General features: G+C 66.5%; 18 protein-coding genes. 4 read left to right on the top strand and 14 right to left on the bottom strand.

Annotated features, from left to right (window positions below):
• Positions 1–121: 121 nt before the first annotated feature.
• Positions 122–1,336: an efflux RND transporter periplasmic adaptor subunit gene (locus ACWV8V_RS03820; protein ID WP_455898970.1), complete on the bottom strand. Its 1,215-nt coding sequence runs from the start codon at positions 1,334–1,336 to the stop codon at positions 122–124.
• 93 nt (positions 1,337–1,429) lie between these two features.
• A complete protein-coding gene (locus tag ACWV8V_RS03815; protein ID WP_123728989.1) occupies positions 1,430–2,203 on the bottom strand; it encodes an SDR family NAD(P)-dependent oxidoreductase in 774 nt (257 codons plus the stop codon).
• A 366-nt stretch (positions 2,204–2,569) separates the two neighbouring features.
• Here ACWV8V_RS03815 and ACWV8V_RS03810 point away from each other — a divergent pair, with 366 nt between their 5' ends.
• The gene (locus ACWV8V_RS03810) at positions 2,570–3,592 is read left to right on the top strand and encodes a LysR family transcriptional regulator (protein WP_121041912.1); all 1,023 of its coding nucleotides are present in this window, start codon (positions 2,570–2,572) and stop codon (positions 3,590–3,592) included.
• A gap of 242 nt (positions 3,593–3,834) precedes the next feature.
• On the opposite strand, the gene ACWV8V_RS03805 is transcribed toward ACWV8V_RS03810, so the two are convergent.
• Together ACWV8V_RS03805 and ACWV8V_RS03800 are read right to left on the bottom strand one after the other, a co-directional pair.
• Positions 3,835–4,530 carry an OmpA family protein gene (locus ACWV8V_RS03805; protein ID WP_123728987.1) on the bottom strand — a complete coding sequence of 232 codons (696 nt, stop codon included), beginning with the start codon at positions 4,528–4,530 and terminating at the stop codon, positions 3,835–3,837.
• A gap of 151 nt (positions 4,531–4,681) precedes the next feature.
• Complete coding sequence (locus tag ACWV8V_RS03800) at positions 4,682–6,097, bottom strand: cryptochrome/photolyase family protein (RefSeq protein WP_259260366.1); 1,416 nt, start codon at positions 6,095–6,097, stop codon at positions 4,682–4,684.
• Between the two features lie 167 nt (positions 6,098–6,264).
• Between ACWV8V_RS03800 and ACWV8V_RS03795 the strand changes: the two genes are divergently transcribed.
• Entirely contained in the window at positions 6,265–6,894 is a 630-nt protein-coding gene (locus ACWV8V_RS03795) for a superoxide dismutase (RefSeq protein WP_259260365.1), read from the top strand.
• A 31-nt stretch (positions 6,895–6,925) separates the two neighbouring features.
• A complete protein-coding gene (locus tag ACWV8V_RS03790) occupies positions 6,926–7,252 on the top strand; it encodes a tetratricopeptide repeat protein (protein ID WP_455898969.1) in 327 nt (108 codons plus the stop codon).
• A gap of 24 nt (positions 7,253–7,276) precedes the next feature.
• Here the strand turns inward: ACWV8V_RS03790 and ACWV8V_RS03785 are convergent, their stop codons facing one another.
• Genes ACWV8V_RS03785 through ACWV8V_RS03770 form a run of 4 tightly spaced genes read right to left on the bottom strand, consistent with a single transcriptional unit; the run spans position 7,277 to position 13,038 of the window.
• Entirely contained in the window at positions 7,277–7,912 is a 636-nt protein-coding gene (locus ACWV8V_RS03785) for an inorganic diphosphatase (protein WP_455898968.1), read from the bottom strand.
• Between the two features lie 49 nt (positions 7,913–7,961).
• On the bottom strand, positions 7,962–9,311 hold the full coding sequence (locus ACWV8V_RS03780; protein ID WP_455899602.1) for a metallophosphoesterase: 1,350 nt from the start codon (positions 9,309–9,311) through the stop codon (positions 7,962–7,964).
• Between the two features lie 32 nt (positions 9,312–9,343).
• Positions 9,344–10,468: a phytase gene (locus tag ACWV8V_RS03775; RefSeq protein WP_455898967.1), complete on the bottom strand. Its 1,125-nt coding sequence runs from the start codon at positions 10,466–10,468 to the stop codon at positions 9,344–9,346.
• Positions 10,468–13,038, bottom strand: coding sequence for a TonB-dependent receptor (locus ACWV8V_RS03770; protein ID WP_455898966.1), 2,571 nt, complete (start codon positions 13,036–13,038; stop codon positions 10,468–10,470). The genes ACWV8V_RS03775 and ACWV8V_RS03770 overlap by 1 nt, the downstream gene beginning before the upstream one ends.
• Positions 13,039–13,200: 162 nt before the next feature.
• Between ACWV8V_RS03770 and upp the strand changes: the two genes are divergently transcribed.
• Complete coding sequence (gene upp / locus ACWV8V_RS03765; RefSeq protein ID WP_455898965.1) at positions 13,201–13,836, top strand: uracil phosphoribosyltransferase; 636 nt, start codon at positions 13,201–13,203, stop codon at positions 13,834–13,836.
• A 194-nt stretch (positions 13,837–14,030) separates the two neighbouring features.
• On the opposite strand, the gene ACWV8V_RS03760 is transcribed toward upp, so the two are convergent.
• The 6 genes from ACWV8V_RS03760 to rsmD all read right to left on the bottom strand — a co-directional run bounded on the left by ACWV8V_RS03760 (position 14,031) and on the right by rsmD (position 18,816).
• Entirely contained in the window at positions 14,031–14,918 is an 888-nt protein-coding gene (locus ACWV8V_RS03760; protein ID WP_259260356.1) for an MBL fold metallo-hydrolase, read from the bottom strand.
• A gap of 96 nt (positions 14,919–15,014) precedes the next feature.
• Positions 15,015–16,751: a gamma-glutamyltransferase gene (gene ggt, locus ACWV8V_RS03755; RefSeq protein WP_455898964.1), complete on the bottom strand. Its 1,737-nt coding sequence runs from the start codon at positions 16,749–16,751 to the stop codon at positions 15,015–15,017.
• Positions 16,748–17,032, bottom strand: coding sequence for a YfhL family 4Fe-4S dicluster ferredoxin (locus ACWV8V_RS03750; RefSeq protein WP_123728977.1), 285 nt, complete (start codon positions 17,030–17,032; stop codon positions 16,748–16,750). Before ACWV8V_RS03750 ends, ggt begins: the two co-directional genes overlap by 4 nt.
• A 125-nt stretch (positions 17,033–17,157) precedes the next feature.
• Entirely contained in the window at positions 17,158–17,649 is a 492-nt protein-coding gene (locus ACWV8V_RS03745; protein WP_019183240.1) for a hypothetical protein, read from the bottom strand.
• Positions 17,650–17,696: 47 nt separating this feature from the next.
• A complete protein-coding gene (coaD, locus tag ACWV8V_RS03740) occupies positions 17,697–18,206 on the bottom strand; it encodes a pantetheine-phosphate adenylyltransferase (RefSeq protein ID WP_123728976.1) in 510 nt (169 codons plus the stop codon).
• 7 nt (positions 18,207–18,213) lie between these two features.
• Positions 18,214–18,816 (bottom strand): 16S rRNA (guanine(966)-N(2))-methyltransferase RsmD, encoded by a 603-nt coding sequence (gene rsmD / locus ACWV8V_RS03735; RefSeq protein ID WP_259260352.1) that lies wholly within the window; start codon positions 18,814–18,816, stop codon positions 18,214–18,216.
• Positions 18,817–18,823 lie beyond the last annotated feature (7 nt).

The raw sequence follows: 18,823 nt of genomic DNA, 5'->3' as shown, positions 1-18,823 counted from the left end.
ACCCCGGCCGCTGTCGCAGGCGACAGCGGTGGCGGGTTCCCCTGCACGGGGCGATGGCAGTCACGGTAGAGCCGACCGTTGGTCGGCTGCTATGTAGAACCGACGGTCAGTCGGCTGCCCTTCAATTCTTTGCAACAGCCGGCGCGGCTACCGGTGCGCCAGCCGGCTGCATCGCAACCGCCTTGGCCTGGACCGGCATGCCGGGCATGAAGACTTTCTGCACGCCGTCGATGATCACGCGGTCACCGGCCTTCAGGCCCTGCTCGACGATCCGCAGGCCGTCGGCCGTACGGCCGAGTTGGATATCGCGGCGCTGTGCCTTGTTGTCCTTGTCGACCACGTAGACGAACTTGCGGTCCTGGTCGGTCAGCACGGCCTTGTCATCGATCAGCATGGCCTGGAACTGGCCGCTGCCGAGCAGCTGCACGCGGGCGAACAGGCCCGGGGTGAAGGCACGGTCGGCATTGTCCAGCAGCGCGCGGACCCGGATGGTGCCGGTGCTGCGGGTCACCTGGTTGTCCAGGAAGTCGACCTTGCCTTCGTGCGGGAAGCCCTCTTCACCGGACAGGCCGACCTTCACCGGCAGTTCGCTGTCGCGCTCGCTCGGGCGTTCACCCTTGCGCGCCATCTGGGCGTAGCGCAGGAAGGTGCCTTCATCGGCATCGAAGTACACATGCACCTTGTCCAGCGAAACCAGCGTGGTCAGCACGCTGGCGCTGTCGCCGGCGGTGACCAGGTTGCCGGCGGTCACCATCGCGCGGCCGGCGCGGCCGTTGATGGGTGCGCGCACCTGGGTGAACTCCATGTTCAAGCGCGCTGCATCGACGGCGGCCTGAGCAGCCTGCACCTGCGCCAGGGCCTGCTCGGACACGGCACGGCGCTGTTCCCAGGTCTCGGTGGAGATGGCCTGCTGGTCGGACAGGCGGCGGGCACGGTCGGCTTCGCTGCGGCTCACCTGGGCCTGGGTGCGGGCGCGGTTGAGCTCGGCAGTGGCGCGGTCCAGCTCGGCGCGGTAGCTGCGGGCATCGATGGTGAACAGCACATCGCCCTTCTTGACCTCCTGGCCTTCGACATAGTTGACCTTGTCGATGTAGCCGGAGACACGCGGGCGCAGTTCAACGCTTTCGACCGCTTCAACGCGGCCACTGAAATCGTCCCACTGGCTGACCTGCTTGACCAGCACCGGGGCGGCACTGACCGAGGGCGGCGGCGGCATGCCGGCTTCTTCAGCATGGCTGCCGCTGCAGGCGGTCAGCACCGCGGCGGCAAGAATCGACACGCCGGCCAAGGCCAGCCGTCGGGTGAAACGGTGCGGGGTGGAAGAGGAAGAAGTCATGACATGCATCCGTACGTAGGGGTGGTGATACAGGGAAATCGAAGAGACGGGGCGACGTGGGGGCGTAGCCTGGGACCTGAACCTAGGTGAAGGTCAAGCGGTGCCGGCGGTGTTGCGCGACAGCGAGGGAGGCCAATCCAGATGCAGCAGTCCGCGCGGCAGTTCGGCATCGCGCGCGTCGCAGCGGACGATGGCGCGGTTGTCGGCGCAGTTGTCGAGCAGGGAAACCACGCGACGGCCGACCAGCAGCGCGCTCGGCCATTCGATGCAGGCTTTGGCTGCATTGGCGGGAGTGCAGACCGGGTCGGACACTTCCAGCATCTGCGCGCGCACGCCCAGCGCCTGGGCTTCCTGGTGAAGCACCTGCGCGTACATGCGCGTGGCCGACATGGTGATGGAGGACTCACCGTGCCCGGCCCACGGCTTGAACCCGGCCGGACCGCCGACGAGCACATAGCGGCGGGTCTGCGCGCCACCGCGCAGCAGCGGCAGCAGATGCCGACCGGCGTGCACATGTGGCATCACATCGGCCTGCAGCGCCTGCAGCAGCGCATCGCCGCTGCGGTCGGTCACGCGGCCGCGGTTGTACGGGCCGCCCATCGCATCGACCACAGCCGCCAGCGTGCGCCGACGCCCGGCCAGGCGCTGGGCCACGGTGCGCGCCGAGCCGTCATCGCCCAACGAGCCGAGCAGCACTTCCAGCCCCGGCTCATCGGCGAACTGCTCCTGCAGCGCGGTCAGCCGTGCGGGATCGCGGCCGACCACCAGCACGGGGCTTCCGGCCTCCAGCAGCGCAGCCACGATGCCCTGGCCCACGCTGCCGGTGCCACCGAGCACCAGCACCTCGGGGGCCAATGTCCCATTCATGGGACTTTCACTCCCGTCGCCGGGATAATCCCAATTCGCCCCAGTCGGTCACCGCCGCGGGCGCCAAGGCGAATGCTGCCACCACGCTGCATGTTGGCAGGCGGCGTGAATTCCCGGAAAGCCTTGCGGGACAGGGATTCCAAGCGGGGTTCCACGGTCAGCGCCAGGTCCAGCGGGGCGTTTGGGCCGCTACGCAGGCGGCCAAGAATGTTTCGCAACCACATGGTTGTCGTCCTTCATATCTGGAATGGCGCCAGATTAGTCCTCAAACTCCCCCTTGATTAGTCCGGATTTAGGGGAATAATCATCCCGTGCCCGGCACAATCATTTGCGGCACTCTCTCCTCCCCCGACCTTGGATCCCGTCATGGCCCACGATCTCAACGACACGCTGATCTTCGTCAAAGTGGTCGAGCAAGGCAGCTTCATTGCCGCCGCCACTGCACTGGGGCTGCCCAAGACGACGGTCAGCCGCAAAGTGCAGGAACTGGAAACGCGTCTTGGCGCACGCCTGCTGCACCGGACCACCCGCCGCCTCGGGCTTACCGAAGCGGGCTCGGTGTATCACGAGCACTGCCAGCGCATCGCGCGCGAACTGGAAGAAGCCGAAGGCGCGGTCAACCAGCTGCAGTCCGGCCCGCGTGGCTGGCTGCGCTTCACCGTGCCCTACTCGATCGGCATCACCTGGATCGCGCCGCTGCTCGGCCAGTTCCATGCGCAGTACCCCGAAATCCAGCTGGACATGCACCTGGGCAACGAGAAGCTCGACCTGATTGCCGGTGAAGCGGATCTGGCGCTGCGCGTGGGCACCCTGCCCGACTCCAACCTGGTGGCGCGCAAGCTGGGCAGCCTGCGCACGCAGGTATTCGCCAGCCCGGCCTACATCGAACGCTACGGCGAGCCGCTGCATCCGGATGAGCTGCAGTTCCACCGCATCCTGGCGATGCGCAAGGCGCGCAACCTCAACAACAACCGCTTCTTCTGGCAGTTGGGTGAGAATGGGGGCGAGCTGCTCGATTTCCCGGTGAATCCGCTGCTGGTGGCCAATGATCCGTCCGCGTTGAACGGTGCACTGGTGTGCGGCGAAGGGTTGCTGTTGACCGGTGACGTGATGGCCAAGCCGTTCGTCGAATCGGGCATGGTGCGCCGTGTACTGGCCGGCTGGACCGGGCCGGAAGTGGACTTCAACGCCGTGTTCGCCGGCGGCAGGCTGGTCTCGCCGAAGGTGCGCGCCTTCGTTGATTTCCTGGTCGAGAAGATGAACTTCGACGCCAACTACATGCTGGCCCAGTGCCCGGCCGCGAAGCTGGCCAAGCAGCAGCAGACCCAGGTGGAAACGGAGCTGCAGGCGGCCGGGAAGCGGATTCTGGAGACGGTGACGGCGGGGTGATGCTGGCGATGCTTCATCAGCGCAGTGCCGTATGAACGACAACGCCGCCCTTGGGCGGCGTTGTCGTTTCGGCGGTGCGGTCGTTTGGGCGGTGCGGTCGTGTGGGTGTGCGAGCGGACGGCGTTGTTCCGGGCGTACCAGAAAACGTCCGGTACCTACAAAAAATGCCGCCTGTAAGGGCGGCATTTTTGTGTTGCAGACCTGCGGCTCGCAACACGCAGTAACAGCGCGCTGGCGCGCTGTTACTGCTGCAACGGAATCACACGGATCTCGACGCGGCGGTTCTGCGCGCGGCCGGCATCGGTGTTGTTGTCGGCAATCGGGTAGGCCTTGCCGGCACCCAGGGTCTCAATGCGGGCGCGCTGCACACCTTGGCCGGCCAGGTAGGCGGCGACGGAGTCGGCGCGTTCCTTGGACAGGCGGTTGTTGACCGCGTCGCTGCCGATGCTGTCGGTGTGGCCGACCACTTCGATGATGGTCTGGTTGTACTCGGCCAGCGTGCTGGCCACGCCGTTGAGCGAACCGTAGAACTGCGGCTTCAGCGTGGACTTGCCGAAATCGAAGGTGATGCCGTCCGGCAGGTTCAGGACCAGGTTGTCGCCATTACGGGAGACGTCGATACCGGTGTTGGCGGTACGTTCGCGCAGCGCGCGTTCCTGACGGTCCTGGTACTGGCCCACGGCCGCACCGCTGAGTGCGCCGATACCGGCACCGATCATGGCGTGCTGGCGGCGCTCGGTGGCGCTGTTGCCGCTGAGCAGGCCGGCGGCGACGCCGACCGCGGTGCCGATCAACGCGTTGCGGCCGGTGCGGTTCTGCTGTTCAACGGGGTTGCCGTACTGGTCACTCTGCACGTAGGAGCCACCGGTGGCGCAGGCCGTCAGGGCGGCAGCAGTCATCAGGGCCAGGGCCACGTTGCGGGTTGCGGGTCGAATCATGAGGTTTCTCCTTGGTTACCGGACGGCGCCGGCGTGCGGGCCGTGAAGAGCATAAACAGCCCAACGCGATGCCGGCATGATGAATGGCACGCCCGGCAGCTCCCTGTTCAGGTAAACGGTTACGGCGAAAGCGACCTTTCCGGGACGCCGGTCACGCCCCGCCGGTATGCCGATACGCTGCCAACGCGGCATCCCGACCCTCGCTCAGATCCACCAGTGGCAATGCCGGGTAGCCCGGCGCGAGCTCGGCCAGCAGCTGCGGCGATTGCCACGGTGCGAAGCGGGCCTTCAACGGAAGCGCTTCCAGTTCCGGCACCCAGCGGGTGATGTAGCGCGCCTGCGGGTCGAACTTCTGCGACTGCGTGACCGGGTTGAAAATCCGGAAGTACGGCGCCGCGTCCGCACCGGTGCCGGCAACCCACTGCCAGCCCATGGTGTTGTTGGCCAGGTCTGCATCGACCAGCGTGTCCCAGAACCAGCGCGCACCTTCGCGCCAATGCTGGCGCATGTGCTTGCACAGGTAGCTGGCGACGATCATGCGCACGCGGTTGTGCATGTAGCCGGTGGCCCACAGCTCGCGCAGGCCGGCATCGACGATCGGGATGCCGGTGCGGCCCTGCTGCCACGCCTGCAATGCCGCCGGGTCCGGTGTGGCCCACTGGAACTGATCGAAGCGTGGGTTGAGATTGTGGTCCGGGGTCTGCGGGAAGTGATGCAGCAGGTGGTAGGAGAACTCGCGCCAGCCCAGCTCGCGGATGTAGCCATCGATATCGGCATCGCGGCTGGCACTGCGCTCGCCCTGCAGCCGGCGCGCGATCTGCCACGGGGTGATCTCGCCAAAATGCAGGTGCGGCGACAGCAGCGAGGTGCCGACCCGGTCCGGTAGATCACGCTGCTCGCGATAGCCGTTGAGCGCCCCATCGATGAAGACGGTCAGCGCCTCGTGCGCGCCCGCCTCGCCCGGTTGCCAATGGTCCCAGAACTGTCGATCCCACGGAATCGACGGTGCCAGGCCGAGCGTGTCGAGGCTCTCGCCGCTGGCGCTGTGCGCGGGCAGCCGATCCGGCAATCGGGTCGGAGCCGGCAACTGCAGACGGGTCAGCGCATTGCGCCAGAATGGAGTGAACACCTTGTACGGCCCGCCCTGCTGGGTCGCCACATCCCACGGTTCGAACATCAGGCTGCCGTTGTGGCTTTCGGCCTCGATACCCTGCTCGCGCAGTTCCCGCTTGATCTTCGCGTCGCGGGGCTGCGTGGCCGGCTCGTACTTGCGGTTCCAGTACACCGCGACTGCACCGGTCTGCTCGATCAGCTGCTGCAGCTGTGCCTGGCTGTCGCCCTGGCGCAGCACCAGCGACGAGCCGCGCGCACGGAGGTCCGTGTCGAGCGCGGCCAACGAGCGGTGCAACCAGGTGTTCGACGCGCCACCGGGCGCCCAGTCGCCTTCTTCGTGTGGCGCATGGATGTAGACCGGCACCGGCACATGGCCGGCATCCAGAGCGGCCTGCAGGGCCGGGTTGTCCTGCAACCGCAGGTCACGGCGAAACCACACCAGCGCTACCGACACGAGACTACCCCGGAAGATTCTTGAGGCAATGATAGCCAGTGCAGGTGAAGGACAGGCAGCGATCGCGCGGAATGGCCCGTACTGTTCCACATCGCCGCGCTTGACCTCAATCACGCTTGAGGTCCTATCGTGGCGTCCTCCCTCCCGCTTCCCCTCTGGAGATGCACATGGCCTACACCCTCCCCGCCCTGCCCTACGCTTACGACGCGCTCGAACCGCACTTCGATGCACGCACGATGGAAATCCATCATGCCAAGCACCACCAGACCTACATCACCAACCTCAATGCCGCGCTCGCCGATGCCGGGATCCAGAGCACGGATATCGATGCACTGATCGCCGATATCGGCTCTCTGCCCGAGGGGGTGCGCAACGCCGTCCGCAACAACGGCGGCGGGCATGCCAATCACAGCCTGTTCTGGACGGTGCTGACCGCCAACGGGAGCACGCCGGAAGGCACGGTGGCTCAGGCGATCGAGCGCGATCTCGGCGGCTACGCCGCGTTCAAGGAGGCCTTCACCAAGGCCGCGCAGACCCGCTTCGGCAGTGGCTGGGCGTGGTTGACGTTGAACCGGGACGGCACACTGCAGGTGGAAAGCAGCCCGAACCAGGACAGCCCGTTGATGGGCGAGTTCGCGGGCCTCTCGGGCGGCACCCCGATCCTCGGGCTGGATGTGTGGGAACACGCGTACTACCTGAACTACCAGAACCGCCGCCCGGACTACATCGCCGCCTTCTTCGAGCTGATCGACTGGGCCGAAGTGGCACGCCGTTACCAGGCCGCCGGCGGGCGTTGATGGGCGCCGGTACTGCACAGTAGAGACATCGATGGATATCCCCGCACTGCAACGTCTGCTCGAGCGTGGTCGCGACAGCGCCCTGCTCCGCTTCGGCCTGGGCAAGGCCCTGCTCGACGCGGGCGACACCGCGGAGGCAGTCATCCACCTGCAGCGCTGTGTGGCGCAGGATCCGGGCTACTCGGCGGGCTGGAAATGGTTGGGCAAAGCGCATCTGGCGGCCGGCGACATCGACGCGGCGGCACAGGCGTGGCACCAAGGCAGTACGGTCGCCGGGGCCAACGGCGACAAGCAGGCAGTCAAGGAGATGGCCGTGTTCCTGCGGCGGCTGCAGAAGGCGACTGCGGGCCGGGCGTGATCGCCCGGCATCGCACGTGGCTGATCAATCGCCCTTCGCGCGCCGCTGCTGCGCATCGAAGCGTTGCATGGACGCACGGATCAGCGCCTTGGCCTCGGCGGCATTGCCCCAGCCGTTGAGCTGGACCGGATTGCGGCCGGCCGGCAGGTCTTTGTAAACCCGGAAGAAGGCTTCGATGCGCTGCCGTTCGATCAGCGGCAGGTCGTCCAGATCGCGGATGTTGGCGTAGGTCGGGTCGATCTTGTCGGTCGGTACACCGATGACCTTTTCATCCTGCTCGCCGTCATCGACCATCTTCAGGTAGCCGATCGGACGGAACCGCACGATCACGCCGGGATGCAGTGGCTCGCGGGTCAACACCAGTGCGTCCAGCGGATCGTTGTCGCCGGCCAGGGTGCGCGGCATCGAGCCGTAGTTTGTCGGGTATGCCACCGGCATCGACTGGAAGCGGTCCACATGGACCAGACCGTCGTCCTTGATCTCGTACTTGGTGAAGCTGCCGGCCGGGATCTCCACGGCCAGATGCACTTCGTCCGGCGCGTTCTTCGGCTGCGCGGCGAGGAAGGGGTGCAGGACTGCATTGCCGGCCACGCTGGCACCGGCGAGCAGCAGCAGCGAGGTGGCCAAGGCGGCCCGCGCAATGGAACGGCGATGGATCATCTCGATCTCCACAGAAGGCCGGGCGCGCCGCAGCGGCCCGGCCGGTCGGTCATTCCCAGCAACGGTCGGCGCGGCCCTTCAGGGTCTGGGCGCGCGTGCAGTCACGGGGGGCGATGCGTCCCTGCGTCAGTTCGGCTTTCTGTTTGCGGCCATCGGTGCCGCGTGTCAACTCGAAGCCGTCGTACAGGCGGCCGGTGACGGTGCGCGCCTCGTAACGCAGGTGGCTCGGATCGATCTTCAACACCTGGAACAGCTGCGTGTCCTCACCCACCGGTGCCATGGTGGCACGGGCTTCATCCGAAAGCCGGTACTGCTTCGGCCCGGCGACGGTCACCACAAACTGCGGCGTCGCACCCTGCCCTTCGCCACGGCGGCCATAGGTATGGTCATGCCCCTGCAGGACCAGATCGACCTGGTGGCGACGCACCACGGGCAGCAGCACATCGCGCAGTTCGGTGTTCTCGCGGCCTTCGCGCGGGGAGTAGAACGGCTGGTGCAGCAGCACGATGCTCCACGGGTGCGGATTATCGGCCAGCACCGTGTCCAGCCAGGCGGCCTGCGCCTTGGCGGTGCCGAGATCGAGCGCGGAGGTGCCGTCGAGCACGGCGATGCGCACGCCCTGGTAGTCGAACCAGTAGGTGCTGGTATCCGCGGCGTCCACACCATTACGAGGCAACGCGAACGTCACCGGCCAGTGACGGCCGAGCACGCGGCGCTCCTGCGGCGTGTCTTCGAACTCCTCGAAGTACTCATGGTTGCCGATTGCCGGGGCGACTGCGGTTTCCTGCGGCAGCCAGCCGGCGGCGGCGAACCACTCGCCCCACTCGCTGTCGTCCTGCCCGTCGCCACCGCTGACCAGGTCACCGGCGAACAGGCTCAGGCGTGCATCCGGGGCGGCCTTGATGCCGGCCCGCATGACGCGCGAAACATGGCTGAGGTTCTTGTTCTGGGTGTCACCGAAGTACAACAGCGTGAGCGGCTGGTCGGCACGGCCGGCGGTGCGCAGCTGGTTCCAGGCACTCCAGGTGTTCTGACCCTGCACGCGCCACAGGTACAGCGTGTCCGGCTGCAGGCCGGTGATGTCGGCACGATGATGATGGGACGCGCCCAGTTCGGTGGTCAGCGCCTGCGTGGTGGCGGTGATGCGGGTGGGCGTCCCCACATCCGGCGAATCACCGGCCAGTACCCATTCCAGCACCGGCGCCTTGACCGAGGTGTCGGTCCGCCACGCAACCGAGAAGCCGCGGGCAGCGTCCTGCGCCGGCGAAGCGACCAGGCGATCCGGGAAGCCGGTCCCCGCGTAGTGACGGCTGCCGGCCGGCACCTGGGTGTTGGGCTCGGCACCCGTCTCGGCGTCCTTCTTTGCCCAGGCGCTGCCACTGCACAGCAGCAGCGCCATCGTCAGCGCGGTCAGGGCGGCAGGAACGCGGCTCACGCGCCACACTCCAGCGGCAGCGACAACTGCTTGGCGATGCTCGCCCAGTCGAACGCCACCACGCCCTGGTCATCGTGCACGGCGTAGAGCGCGCCATGCGGGAAGCGCGCGGACGGTGCCTGCGTCGACCAGATGCCGTCGGTGTTGGCCACCGTATTGCCCTGGAATGCACCGACATGCTTCAGGCTGTGCCGGTCGAACAGATGGAACACGCTGCGCTGCTTGCCCTGCTCGGTGGTGATCCACCAGCCGTCCTTGCCACAGGTGCGCAGCATCACGCCTTCGGCCTGGGCCTGGAAGGCATCGCGGCCGAACGTGGTGCCGCTGAAGCGGCCTTCCAGCGTATAGACCTTGAACTCGCTGGCGTACGTTTCGTCTTCTTCAGCGATCAGCAGGCGGTCGTTGGCCGGGTCGCCCCAGATCGATTCGACCACCCGCAGCGCGCCGGCCTCGGTGGTGTCACCGAAACTGGCCGTCAACGTAGCCTGCGCCTTGCCGCCCTGCACGGTAAGCGCGTAACGGCGCACGCGCTTGTCCAGCTCAGCCAGCGGCGGCAGCACGTCGTTGCCCTGCGCATCTTCGCCCGCATCGTAGGAATCGGTGACGTACACGTCGTAGCCGTTGCCCTGCTTGTTCACCCACAGCCCGTACGGTTTGCGGAGGTCATCGGCGGCGAACACACCCAGCGGGGTGAAGTCCGGCAGCTGCAGGACCTGCACGCGGTGGTTGTCGCGCTCCACGATCAGCACCAGGTCATCGACCACGACGATGCCGTTGGGGCGATCGAACTGACCCGGGGCGGTGCCGAGGCTGCCGACGTCACGCAGCTTCGCCCCGGTCTGCCCGTCGTAGACCACCAGCTTGTCGGTGGCCTTGGCGGTGGCGATCAGCCAGACCTGGCCGTCGGGCGTGGTCCAGCTGGCCGGCGAGTCGATGTTGTCGTCCGGGGTCATCGGAGTGAGGAACGCTTCGGCGACGGTGGCCACATTACGTGCCGTGGAGGCGTCGGTGCCGGTCTGTGCGACCACCGGGGCCGGCGCCGCTGCGTTGGGCGCGGCTGCCGGCCTGCAGGCAGTCAGCAACGCCAGTGCGAGCAGGCTCAGACCATGGGACGCGCGCATCACAGGGCCACCTTCAGGCCGAGGGCGTAGGTGCGACCATATTCTTCGTTCTGCAGGGTGCGCGAACGCACGCCCTGGTACAGCTCCAGCGGCTTGTCGAGCAGGTTCTGCGCTTCGACGTAGACGCTGACGTTCGAGGTGATCTTGTAGTCCATGCTGAAATCGAGCTGGGTGTTGGGCGCCACATAGATGTCATAAGCGCGGCTGTCGCCGAGTGAATCCAGGTACTCGCTGCGGTAGACCGCGGCCACGCGGGTGCTGAAGCCGGCCTTTTCATAGCCGATGTGCGCGCTGTACACGTGCTTGGAGGCACGCGGCAGCATGAAGTCGTCGCGCTCGCGGCCTGCCACACCGGGGTCGAAATCGGTATCCAGCCAGGTACCGCTGGCACCCACCAGCAGGCCATCCCAGCCGGCCGGCAGGAAGGCGAGCTGCTGCTGCCAGTTGAACTCGGCGCCCTTGACCGTGGCCTTGTTGCCGTTGATCACCCGGGTGACCTCGAAGTCCGGATACGCCGGATCGTTGTTGCTCACCGTGTTGACGATGTAGCCGTCGATCGACTTGTGGAACACGCCCAGCGAGACGATGCCGGTGCTGCCGATGTACTTTTCGAGCGACAGGTCGATGTTCCTGGATTCATACGGATCCAGCTGCGGATTGCCGATCCGGACTTCCTCGTCACCCCGGCTCAAGCCGACCCGCGGCGCCACATCGCCGAACGACGGGCGCGAGACGGTCTTGTTGGCGGCCGCACGCAGCACCCAGTCATCCCCCGCGTCGTAACGCAGGTGCAAGCCGGGCAGCACGTTGGTGTAGCTGCGGCTCACGCTCAACGGGGTTACCGTGAAGCTGCGGCCGTTACCGGCCACCTCGACGCTGTTGCCGGTGGCGCTGAACTGGGTGTTCTCCACGCGGACACCGCCGATGATGCGCAGCGCGCCGACATCCCAGGTGCCCATCGCATAGCTGGCGAAGATGTCTTCGCTGGCGGTGTAGTCCTCTTCCAGCGAGGTCAGCGCATTGCCGCCGGCATCCTGGGGGCGGGCGCTGTACTGACCACCAGACTGCGCCCAGTAGCGGCGCATGGCATCCGAGCTCATGCCCTGGCCGAGGCTGCCGCCGCGGTGATCGGGGGTGGAGGTGGTCCAGTCGGACAACGCCACGTCCGGGCCGACGCGCAGTTCGCGCTCATCGACATTGACGTCGCGGTCGCGCCAGCGGCCGAGCAGGCCAAACTTGATGCTGGAGGAATCGCCATCGAAGCGCACGTTGATCTGCGCACTGCGTTCGCTGTCGTTGACCTGCTTGGGCGAGACCACGAAGCGATCGAAATCGTAGTTGCCGTTATCCATCCACTCCGCGCTGGTCAGGCTGTAGCGCGGGATGCCACTGTTCTGATCGACGCGGGCGCCGAGGTCGTCGCCGTTGTACTCGAAGCGCGCCTCCATCTCATCGTTGACGCGCTCTTCGGTACGCGTGTAACCGACCTTGTAATCGACCACCGCATTGGTCAGGCGGTTCTCGCCGCCGGCGCTGGTGGTGAAGGTGTTTTCCTTCTTGGTGCGGTAGCGCATGCGCTTCTGGATGGCATCGGCCGGCAGGTCATCGACACGGTACTGATTGCTGCCCAGCGCGGTGACGTCGCCATCGCCGAAATTGAAGATCGTGCGCTGGCGGGTCTCGGCATCATCGAACTGGCTGTACAGCGTGCGCAGGTAGTAGCGGCTGTCGTCATCCGGGTGCCAATCCAGATTGAGGTTCGCACCGATGCGCTTGCGCTCGATCTCGTACTTGCGCTGCTGCAGGCTGTTGGCGAAGAGGTCGTCCTCGGCGCCGCCGTCGAACTCGCCGTACTCCACTTCGGTGTTGTCCGATTCGAACTTGCGGTTCTGGTAGTTCACCCCCAGCGCCACGCCGAAGGTATCGGCGAAGACTTCGCTGTAGTTGATCGCGGCCTTCGGGCTGGTGTTGCCGGAGAGCTGCTGATGGCTGGCTTCGATCTTGCCGCGCAGGTTGCGGCCTTCGCGGTCGAACGCCGAGGCGGACTCGACCAGGATCGCACCGCCGATGGCGTCGCCTGGCATGTCCGGGGTGGGCGACTTGACCACGCGCAGGCGCTCGGTCGAGTCGGAGGGAATCACGTCCAGCGGGGCCGCGCGGCTGGAGTCTTCCGGGGTACCAATCGCGATGCCATCGACGCTGACGCTGTTGAGATTGGCATCCAGGCCACGGATGACCACGAAGCGCCCCTCGCCCTGGTCACGGGTAACGCTGACGCCCGGCAGGCGCTGCAGCGACTCGGCCACGTTCTGGTCCGGGTAGACGCCCATGGCATCGGAGGACACCGCATCTTCAATCGCATCGCTGCTGCGCTTGAGGTCGACCGCGCGGGTCTGCGACTCCAGCTGCGGGCGGACTTCGACCCGGTCCAGATCGATGGCGGCGGCACTGGCAGCGGCGCTGCCGGCCACCGTGCCGCCATCGGGCGTATCGGCAGCATGGGCCGACGGGGTGATCACCGCCAGCAACGAAAGGCTGATCGCCAGGCCCAACGGACGCTTCTTCTGCACTGCCTTCCCCAATCTGTGTAAAGAATGGGTCAGCACGGTATGTCCGGGAGGTTGCATGGGGATGACACCGGGGACATCGAACGGTCGGTGCGGCGTCGGCTTTTGGCTTCGGTGGGGTGTTGCGGCACACTATCGGCCTCTCGTTTGCCAGTCATTCCCCCCATGAAAATCGTCGAAGTGCGCCATCCGCTGGTGCAGCACAAGATCGGCCTGATGCGCGATGCGTCCCTGAGCACCAAGGACTTCCGCGAGTTGGCCAACGAGCTCGGTGGGCTGCTGGCCTACGAGGCCACCGCCGATCTGGAGACAGAGGCCCACACCATGGCCGGCTGGGCAGGCCCGGCGACGGTGCAGCGCATCGCCGGCGCCAAGATCACCGTGGTGCCGATCCTGCGCGCCGGCCTGGGCATGCTCAGTGGCGTGCTCTCGCTGATCCCCGCCGCGCGCGTCAGCGTGGTCGGCCTGCAGCGCGATGAGGAAACCCTGCAGCCGGTGCCCTACTTCGAGCGCCTGACCGGCCGCCTGGAAGAGCGCGATGCGCTGATCCTGGACCCGATGCTGGCCACCGGTGGCACCCTGATCGCCACCATCGACATGCTCAAGCGCGCTGGCGCACGCCGGATCAAGGGCATCTTCCTGGTCGCCGCACCGGAAGGCATCGCGGCCGTGCAGGCTGTGCACCCGGATGTGGAGATCTTCACTGCGGCCATCGATGCCCAGCTCAATGAGAAGGGCTACATCCTGCCGGGCCTGGGCGACGCCGGCGACCGGATTTTCGGGACCCGCGTGGTCGGTTGATTCCGACATTGCGACCGGCGGCCCTCAACGGCCGTCGGTGCTTCACATGGCCTGGCCATGCCCGGGCGTCGCACCGGCTTCATGCCCGGTAGAGAGGGACACCGTGGGTGCCGTGCCGACCAACGGTCGGCGCCTACCGGTGCGGTTGCGCAGGCGGCAGTGCCGGGCGGTGCGCGGCCGGGCCAAGCCTGGCGTTACGCCAGCGCGCGGGCCTTCAGTTCGCCCTGTTCGTGCACGGTGCCGAAGCGGCCCTTTTCATCGCGTGACACCTGCGCCAGCGCGCACTGCGGGTCGTGGGTGAAAAACAGATGGACGTTGCGGGCCAGTTTGTCTTCCAGAAAGCTGCGCTTCTCGTCGATCAGCAGTTCGGCATTGCGGTCGTAACCCATGGTGATCGGCACATGCACCCACGACCGGCCCGGGATCAGGTCCGCGCAGAACACCACGCCACCCCGCGTCTGGCCGTCTACTGTTTCCGGCCCGATGATCTCGGCCAGCATCAGGCCCGGGGTATGCCCGTCGCTGAAGCTGAAACGCACACTGTCACCCAGGGTGGTCGAGTACGGGCCGTCGACGATTTCCAGCCGCCCACTCGCCTCCAGCAGGCCGGGAAGCTCCGGAATGAAACTGGCCCGGTCGCGCGGGTGCGGATGCAGCGCACGCGCCCAGTGTTCGGCACCGACCAGGAAGGTTGCATTCGGGAACAACAGTTCCGGCGAGCGCCCTTCGCTCCACGGTGCCAGCAGGCCGCCGGCATGATCGAAGTGCAGGTGGCTCAGCACCACCACGTCGATGTCTTCGTGCTCGAACCCCGCCTCGCGCAGGGATTCGATCAGCACGTGGCTGGGTTCCTGCACGCCATAACGGTCCCGCAGTTTCGGCTCGAAGAACGCGCCGATACCGGTTTCGAACAGCACCGTCTTGCCGGCCAGCGGGCTGGCAAGCAATGCACGACACGCCAGTTCGATCCGGTTGAGATCGTCCGGTGCCGCCCATTTTTCCCAGACCGCGCGCGGCGCATTGCCGAACATCGCGCCGCCGTCGAGTTTCTGGGAGTTACCGCGGATGGACCATAGTTTCATTCGCAAATTATCCGGCGGCGTACGTTAAATATTCGCTAGCCGTCGCCCATGAAAAAACCCCGCCACTGGGACGGGGTTTCTCGTTGCTGCGATCAATCAGTGCGCTTGGCTGACCGCGGCGCTGCCGACCGGGTTGCGCGGGTCGCTGCCACCGCTGAGGACATTGCTGCGGCGGTCCCATTCCACCGTCTGCAGGTTGCCCCAGACATGGCTGGAGCCGCGACCGCCCGCGGCGGTATCGCCGGGCAGATCGATCTTGTGGCCCATCGCCTGCAGCTGCTTGATGGTGTCTGTATCGAAGGTACCGTCCTCGGCCTCGATGCGGTCGGGCAGCCACTGGTGGTGGTAGCGCGGCAGCGCGGCGACCTGCTGCGCGGTCAGGCCGTCGTCGTAGCCGAGGATGCCCAGCAGCGCCATGGTGATGATGCGGCTGCCACCGGGCGTACCGAGCACCACGACCTTGTCGGCGGACTCCATGAACGTCGGGGTCATCGAGCTGAGCATGCGCTTGCCCGGCTTCGGCGCATTGGCCGCATAGCCCATCACGCCGAAGGCGTTGGGGGTGCCCGGCTTCAGCGCGAAATCGTCCATTTCGTTGTTCAGCAGCACGCCGGTACCCGACGGAATCAGGCCCGAGCCGTACAGCAGGTTCACGGTCTGGGTGGCGCCGACGCGGTTGCCCTCGCGGTCGATGATCGAGAAATGCGTGGTCTCGTCATCTTCCAGCGGCGTCGGATTGCCCGACAACAGGTCGCTCGGGGTGGCCTTTTCCGGATGGATGGTGGCGCGCAGGCCCTGCGCGTAATCCTTGCTGGTCAGCACTTTCTGCGGGATATCCACGAAGTCCGGATCCCCCAGGAAGAAGGTGCGGTCGCGGTAGGCACGGCGCATCGCTTCCACTACCAGGTGGGTGCGGTGGGCCTGGTCCATCGACTTCAGATCCCAGCCTTCCAGGATCTGCAGCATGGCCGCCAGTGCGATGCCGCCGGAAGACGGCGGCGAGGCGGTGGTGATGGTCCAGTCGCGGTACTTGAAGGCGATCGGCTCGCGCAGCTTGACCCGGTAGCCGGCCAGTTCCTCGGCGGTCCACTGGCCGCCGGCCTGCTTCACGCCCTTGAGCAGCAGCTTGCCGGTCTCGCCACGGTAGAAGCCATCAAAGCCCTGGTCGGCCAGGCGCTCCATGGTCCTGGCCAGTTCCGGCTGGCGAAACACGTCGCCTTCGGCGATCGGCTTGCCGTTGCGCTCATACACCTCGCGCGTGCCAGGGTAGCGCTGCATCACCTCACGCCGGGACTGATAGCCCTTGGCCATGCGTGCATACACCGGGAAGCCCTCGCGCGCGATGCGCATGGCCGGTTCCAGCGAGGTCTTCAGCGGCAGCTTGCCGTGCTTGGAGGACAGCTCCACCAGTGCTGCCGGCAGGCCCGGAATACCGGCCGACCAGGCACCATTGACCGAACGGTCGCGGTCCAGCTCGCCTTTCTTGTCGAGGAACGCTTCGGGGGTGGCGGACTGCGGCGCGGTTTCGCGCGCGTCCAGCATCACGTCCTTGCCGGTGGCCGCATCGTGCAGCAGGAAGAAGCCGCCGCCGCCAAGGCCGGAACTGATCGGCTCGACCACCGCCAGCGTGGCCGAAACCGCGACGGCCGCATCGAACGCGTTGCCGCCCTTGGCCAGGATTTCCATGCCGGCTTCGGTGGCCAGGTGATGGCCACTGGCGACGGCGGCACCGTCAGGATGTTTGGCCAGGGCCGCGTGCGCGGGTTCCGCGGCCCAGGCACCCGGGGCCACCAGCAGGACAAGCAGCAACCAGCGACGCGACAGCGTTCTCATTTGGGCACAAACTCCGTGACATACAATTCGGGATGATCGCGCTGCAGCCCATGCAATTTGGCCAGCAGAGCGTCCTGGGTTTCCGGAATGTCCGGATCGGGATCGATGCATTCGACCGGGCAGACGACCACGCACTGGGGTTCGTCGAAATGCCCCACGCACTCTGTGCAGCGGGCCGGATCGATCACGTAGATGGTTTCACCCATCGAAATGGCCTGATTGGGACAGGCCGGCTCACAGACGTCACAATTGACGCAGAGCTCATTGATTTTCAGCGACATGGCGTTACTCCACGCCCGCGCCGGCGGATGAGAACCGGCCCACGCGGGCGCGCGGGCCGGTCATCGGTGACGCCCCTGCGGGCGCCACCCGGGCCGCGCACGAGGCGCAGCCGCCACTGCACGGGTTACTTGGCTTCGACGAAGATGTACTCGGCGCCGGTCGGTTGGATGATCGACTGGACGCGGGCGTTGTCGGCAGCCTTGCCGATGAACACCACGCGCACACCCTTCATCGAGTCCGGCGAGACGTCCTTGAACACGGCCTGGATCATGTCGGCCATCTTGGCCGAGGCCGAGGAACCGAAGGCCAGCATGTTGCCCGGCTGCACGCCACGGCCCACGGCCTGGGTGGCGCTTTCGACCTGACGCTCATACTTGGCCGCGAACTCCGGATCCGATTCCGGGGCGAGGTAGTACAGGTACGGGCTGTTGCTGATGTTGCCCATGTTCTGCACGGCCACGGCCTGCAGATACTTCTTCCAGCCGGCATCGTCATCGGCAGCCGGGGCGACCAGCGCCTGCTGGGCTTCGACGACCGGCGCGGCCTCTTCCTTCTTGCAGGCGGTGAAGGCCAGCGCGAACGACGCGATCAACATGGCACGCATGGTGTTGTTCATGGAATTCCTCCCTTGGTGATTCTTGGTATGTATGGGTCTTGCAGGTACTACGCTTGGGCCGACTTCGCTTCACGGACCTTGCGCAGCGCCTCAAGCACAGCGGACGGCACAAAGCCGGACACGTCGCCGCCCAGACGGGCGATCTCGCGGACCAGCGAAGACGAAATGAAGCTGTGTTGCTCGGCCGGGGTCAGGAACAGGGTCTCGACCTCCGGGATCAGATGGCGGTTCATGCTCGCCATCTGGAATTCGTACTCGAAATCGGACACCGCGCGCAGGCCGCGCAGCAGGATGCCGCCCTGCACCGAACGCACGAAATGCGCCAGCAGGGTATCGAAACCACGCACTTCCACGTTGCGGTTGTGGCCCAGCGCATCGCGGGCCAGCTGCACGCGCTGCTCAAGCGGCAGGGTCGGCCCCTTGGACGGGCTCTGCGCCACGCCCACCACCACCTTCTCGAACAGGGGTGCAGCGCGGTTCACCAGATCGATGTGACCATTGGTGATCGGATCGAAGGTGCCCGGGTAGACAGCAATGCGGCGGTTGGCCACGGTCATACGTCAGCTACGCGTGTTGGTCTGGTGAAAGTGTAGCAGTGGCGCGCCGATACAGGGCAAAACGGACCTCCCGGGTGCCCCCCTCACGGTGCAGCAGCCACGGCGCGGGCATCTTCGGCGCCTGATCGGCCGGGGACTCCACGTACAGCCAGGCATCGGCGGCCAGATGCGACGGCAGCCCGGCGATCACCGCCTCCCACAGCCCATCGGCGAACGGCGGATCGATGAACACGATATCCGCCAGCGCCCCGGCCGGCTGCCGCAGCCACTGCAGCGCATCGGCCTGCACCACCGCGATCTGGTCCTGCGCCCCCAGCTTGGCGACCGACTCACGCAGCTGCCGGGACAACGCGACATCGCGCTCCACCAGCGTCGCCTGCGCCGCCCCCCGCGACACCGCCTCCAGCCCCAGCGCCCCGCTCCCGGCGAACAGATCCAGCACCCGCGCCCCACCCAGCCGCGGCATCAACCAATTGAACAGCGTCTCGCGCACCCGGTCACTGCTGGGCCGCAGCCCCGGTGACAGCGGCACCGGCAGCTTCGTATTGCGCCACTTGCCGCCGATGATCCGCACCTGGCCCACGGCGCCCGCCGGCTGACGCGGCGTCATGCGTGGC

Source organism: Stenotrophomonas sp. Ker107b (assembly GCF_053847245.1).
The sequence above is the reverse complement of the archived record's forward strand: the minus strand, read 5'-3'. Positions and strand labels throughout refer to the sequence as shown.

Excerpts from the sequence above, each read along its gene's own strand:
- ACWV8V_RS03760 (WP_259260356.1), bottom strand. The coding sequence starts at position 14,918 with ATGAAACTATGGTCCATCCGCGGTAACTCCCAGAAACTCGACGGCGGC.
- rsmD (WP_259260352.1), bottom strand. The coding sequence starts at position 18,816 with ATGACGCCGCGTCAGCCGGCGGGCGCCGTGGGCCAGGTGCGGATCATC.
- ACWV8V_RS03785 (WP_455898968.1), bottom strand. The coding sequence starts at position 7,912 with ATGATCCATCGCCGTTCCATTGCGCGGGCCGCCTTGGCCACCTCGCTG.
- ACWV8V_RS03745 (WP_019183240.1), bottom strand. The coding sequence starts at position 17,649 with ATGAACAACACCATGCGTGCCATGTTGATCGCGTCGTTCGCGCTGGCC.
- coaD (WP_123728976.1), bottom strand. The coding sequence starts at position 18,206 with ATGACCGTGGCCAACCGCCGCATTGCTGTCTACCCGGGCACCTTCGAT.
- ACWV8V_RS03750 (WP_123728977.1), bottom strand. The coding sequence starts at position 17,032 with ATGTCGCTGAAAATCAATGAGCTCTGCGTCAATTGTGACGTCTGTGAG.
- ggt (WP_455898964.1), bottom strand. The coding sequence starts at position 16,751 with ATGAGAACGCTGTCGCGTCGCTGGTTGCTGCTTGTCCTGCTGGTGGCC.
- ACWV8V_RS03815 (WP_123728989.1), bottom strand. The coding sequence starts at position 2,203 with ATGAATGGGACATTGGCCCCCGAGGTGCTGGTGCTCGGTGGCACCGGC.
- ACWV8V_RS03780 (WP_455899602.1), bottom strand. The coding sequence starts at position 9,311 with ATGGCGCTGCTGCTGTGCAGTGGCAGCGCCTGGGCAAAGAAGGACGCC.
- ACWV8V_RS03795 (WP_259260365.1), top strand. The coding sequence starts at position 6,265 with ATGGCCTACACCCTCCCCGCCCTGCCCTACGCTTACGACGCGCTCGAA.
- ACWV8V_RS03790 (WP_455898969.1), top strand. The coding sequence starts at position 6,926 with ATGGATATCCCCGCACTGCAACGTCTGCTCGAGCGTGGTCGCGACAGC.
- ACWV8V_RS03805 (WP_123728987.1), bottom strand. The coding sequence starts at position 4,530 with ATGATTCGACCCGCAACCCGCAACGTGGCCCTGGCCCTGATGACTGCT.
- ACWV8V_RS03820 (WP_455898970.1), bottom strand. The coding sequence starts at position 1,336 with ATGACTTCTTCCTCTTCCACCCCGCACCGTTTCACCCGACGGCTGGCC.
- ACWV8V_RS03775 (WP_455898967.1), bottom strand. The coding sequence starts at position 10,468 with ATGCGCGCGTCCCATGGTCTGAGCCTGCTCGCACTGGCGTTGCTGACT.
- upp (WP_455898965.1), top strand. The coding sequence starts at position 13,201 with ATGAAAATCGTCGAAGTGCGCCATCCGCTGGTGCAGCACAAGATCGGC.
- ACWV8V_RS03810 (WP_121041912.1), top strand. The coding sequence starts at position 2,570 with ATGGCCCACGATCTCAACGACACGCTGATCTTCGTCAAAGTGGTCGAG.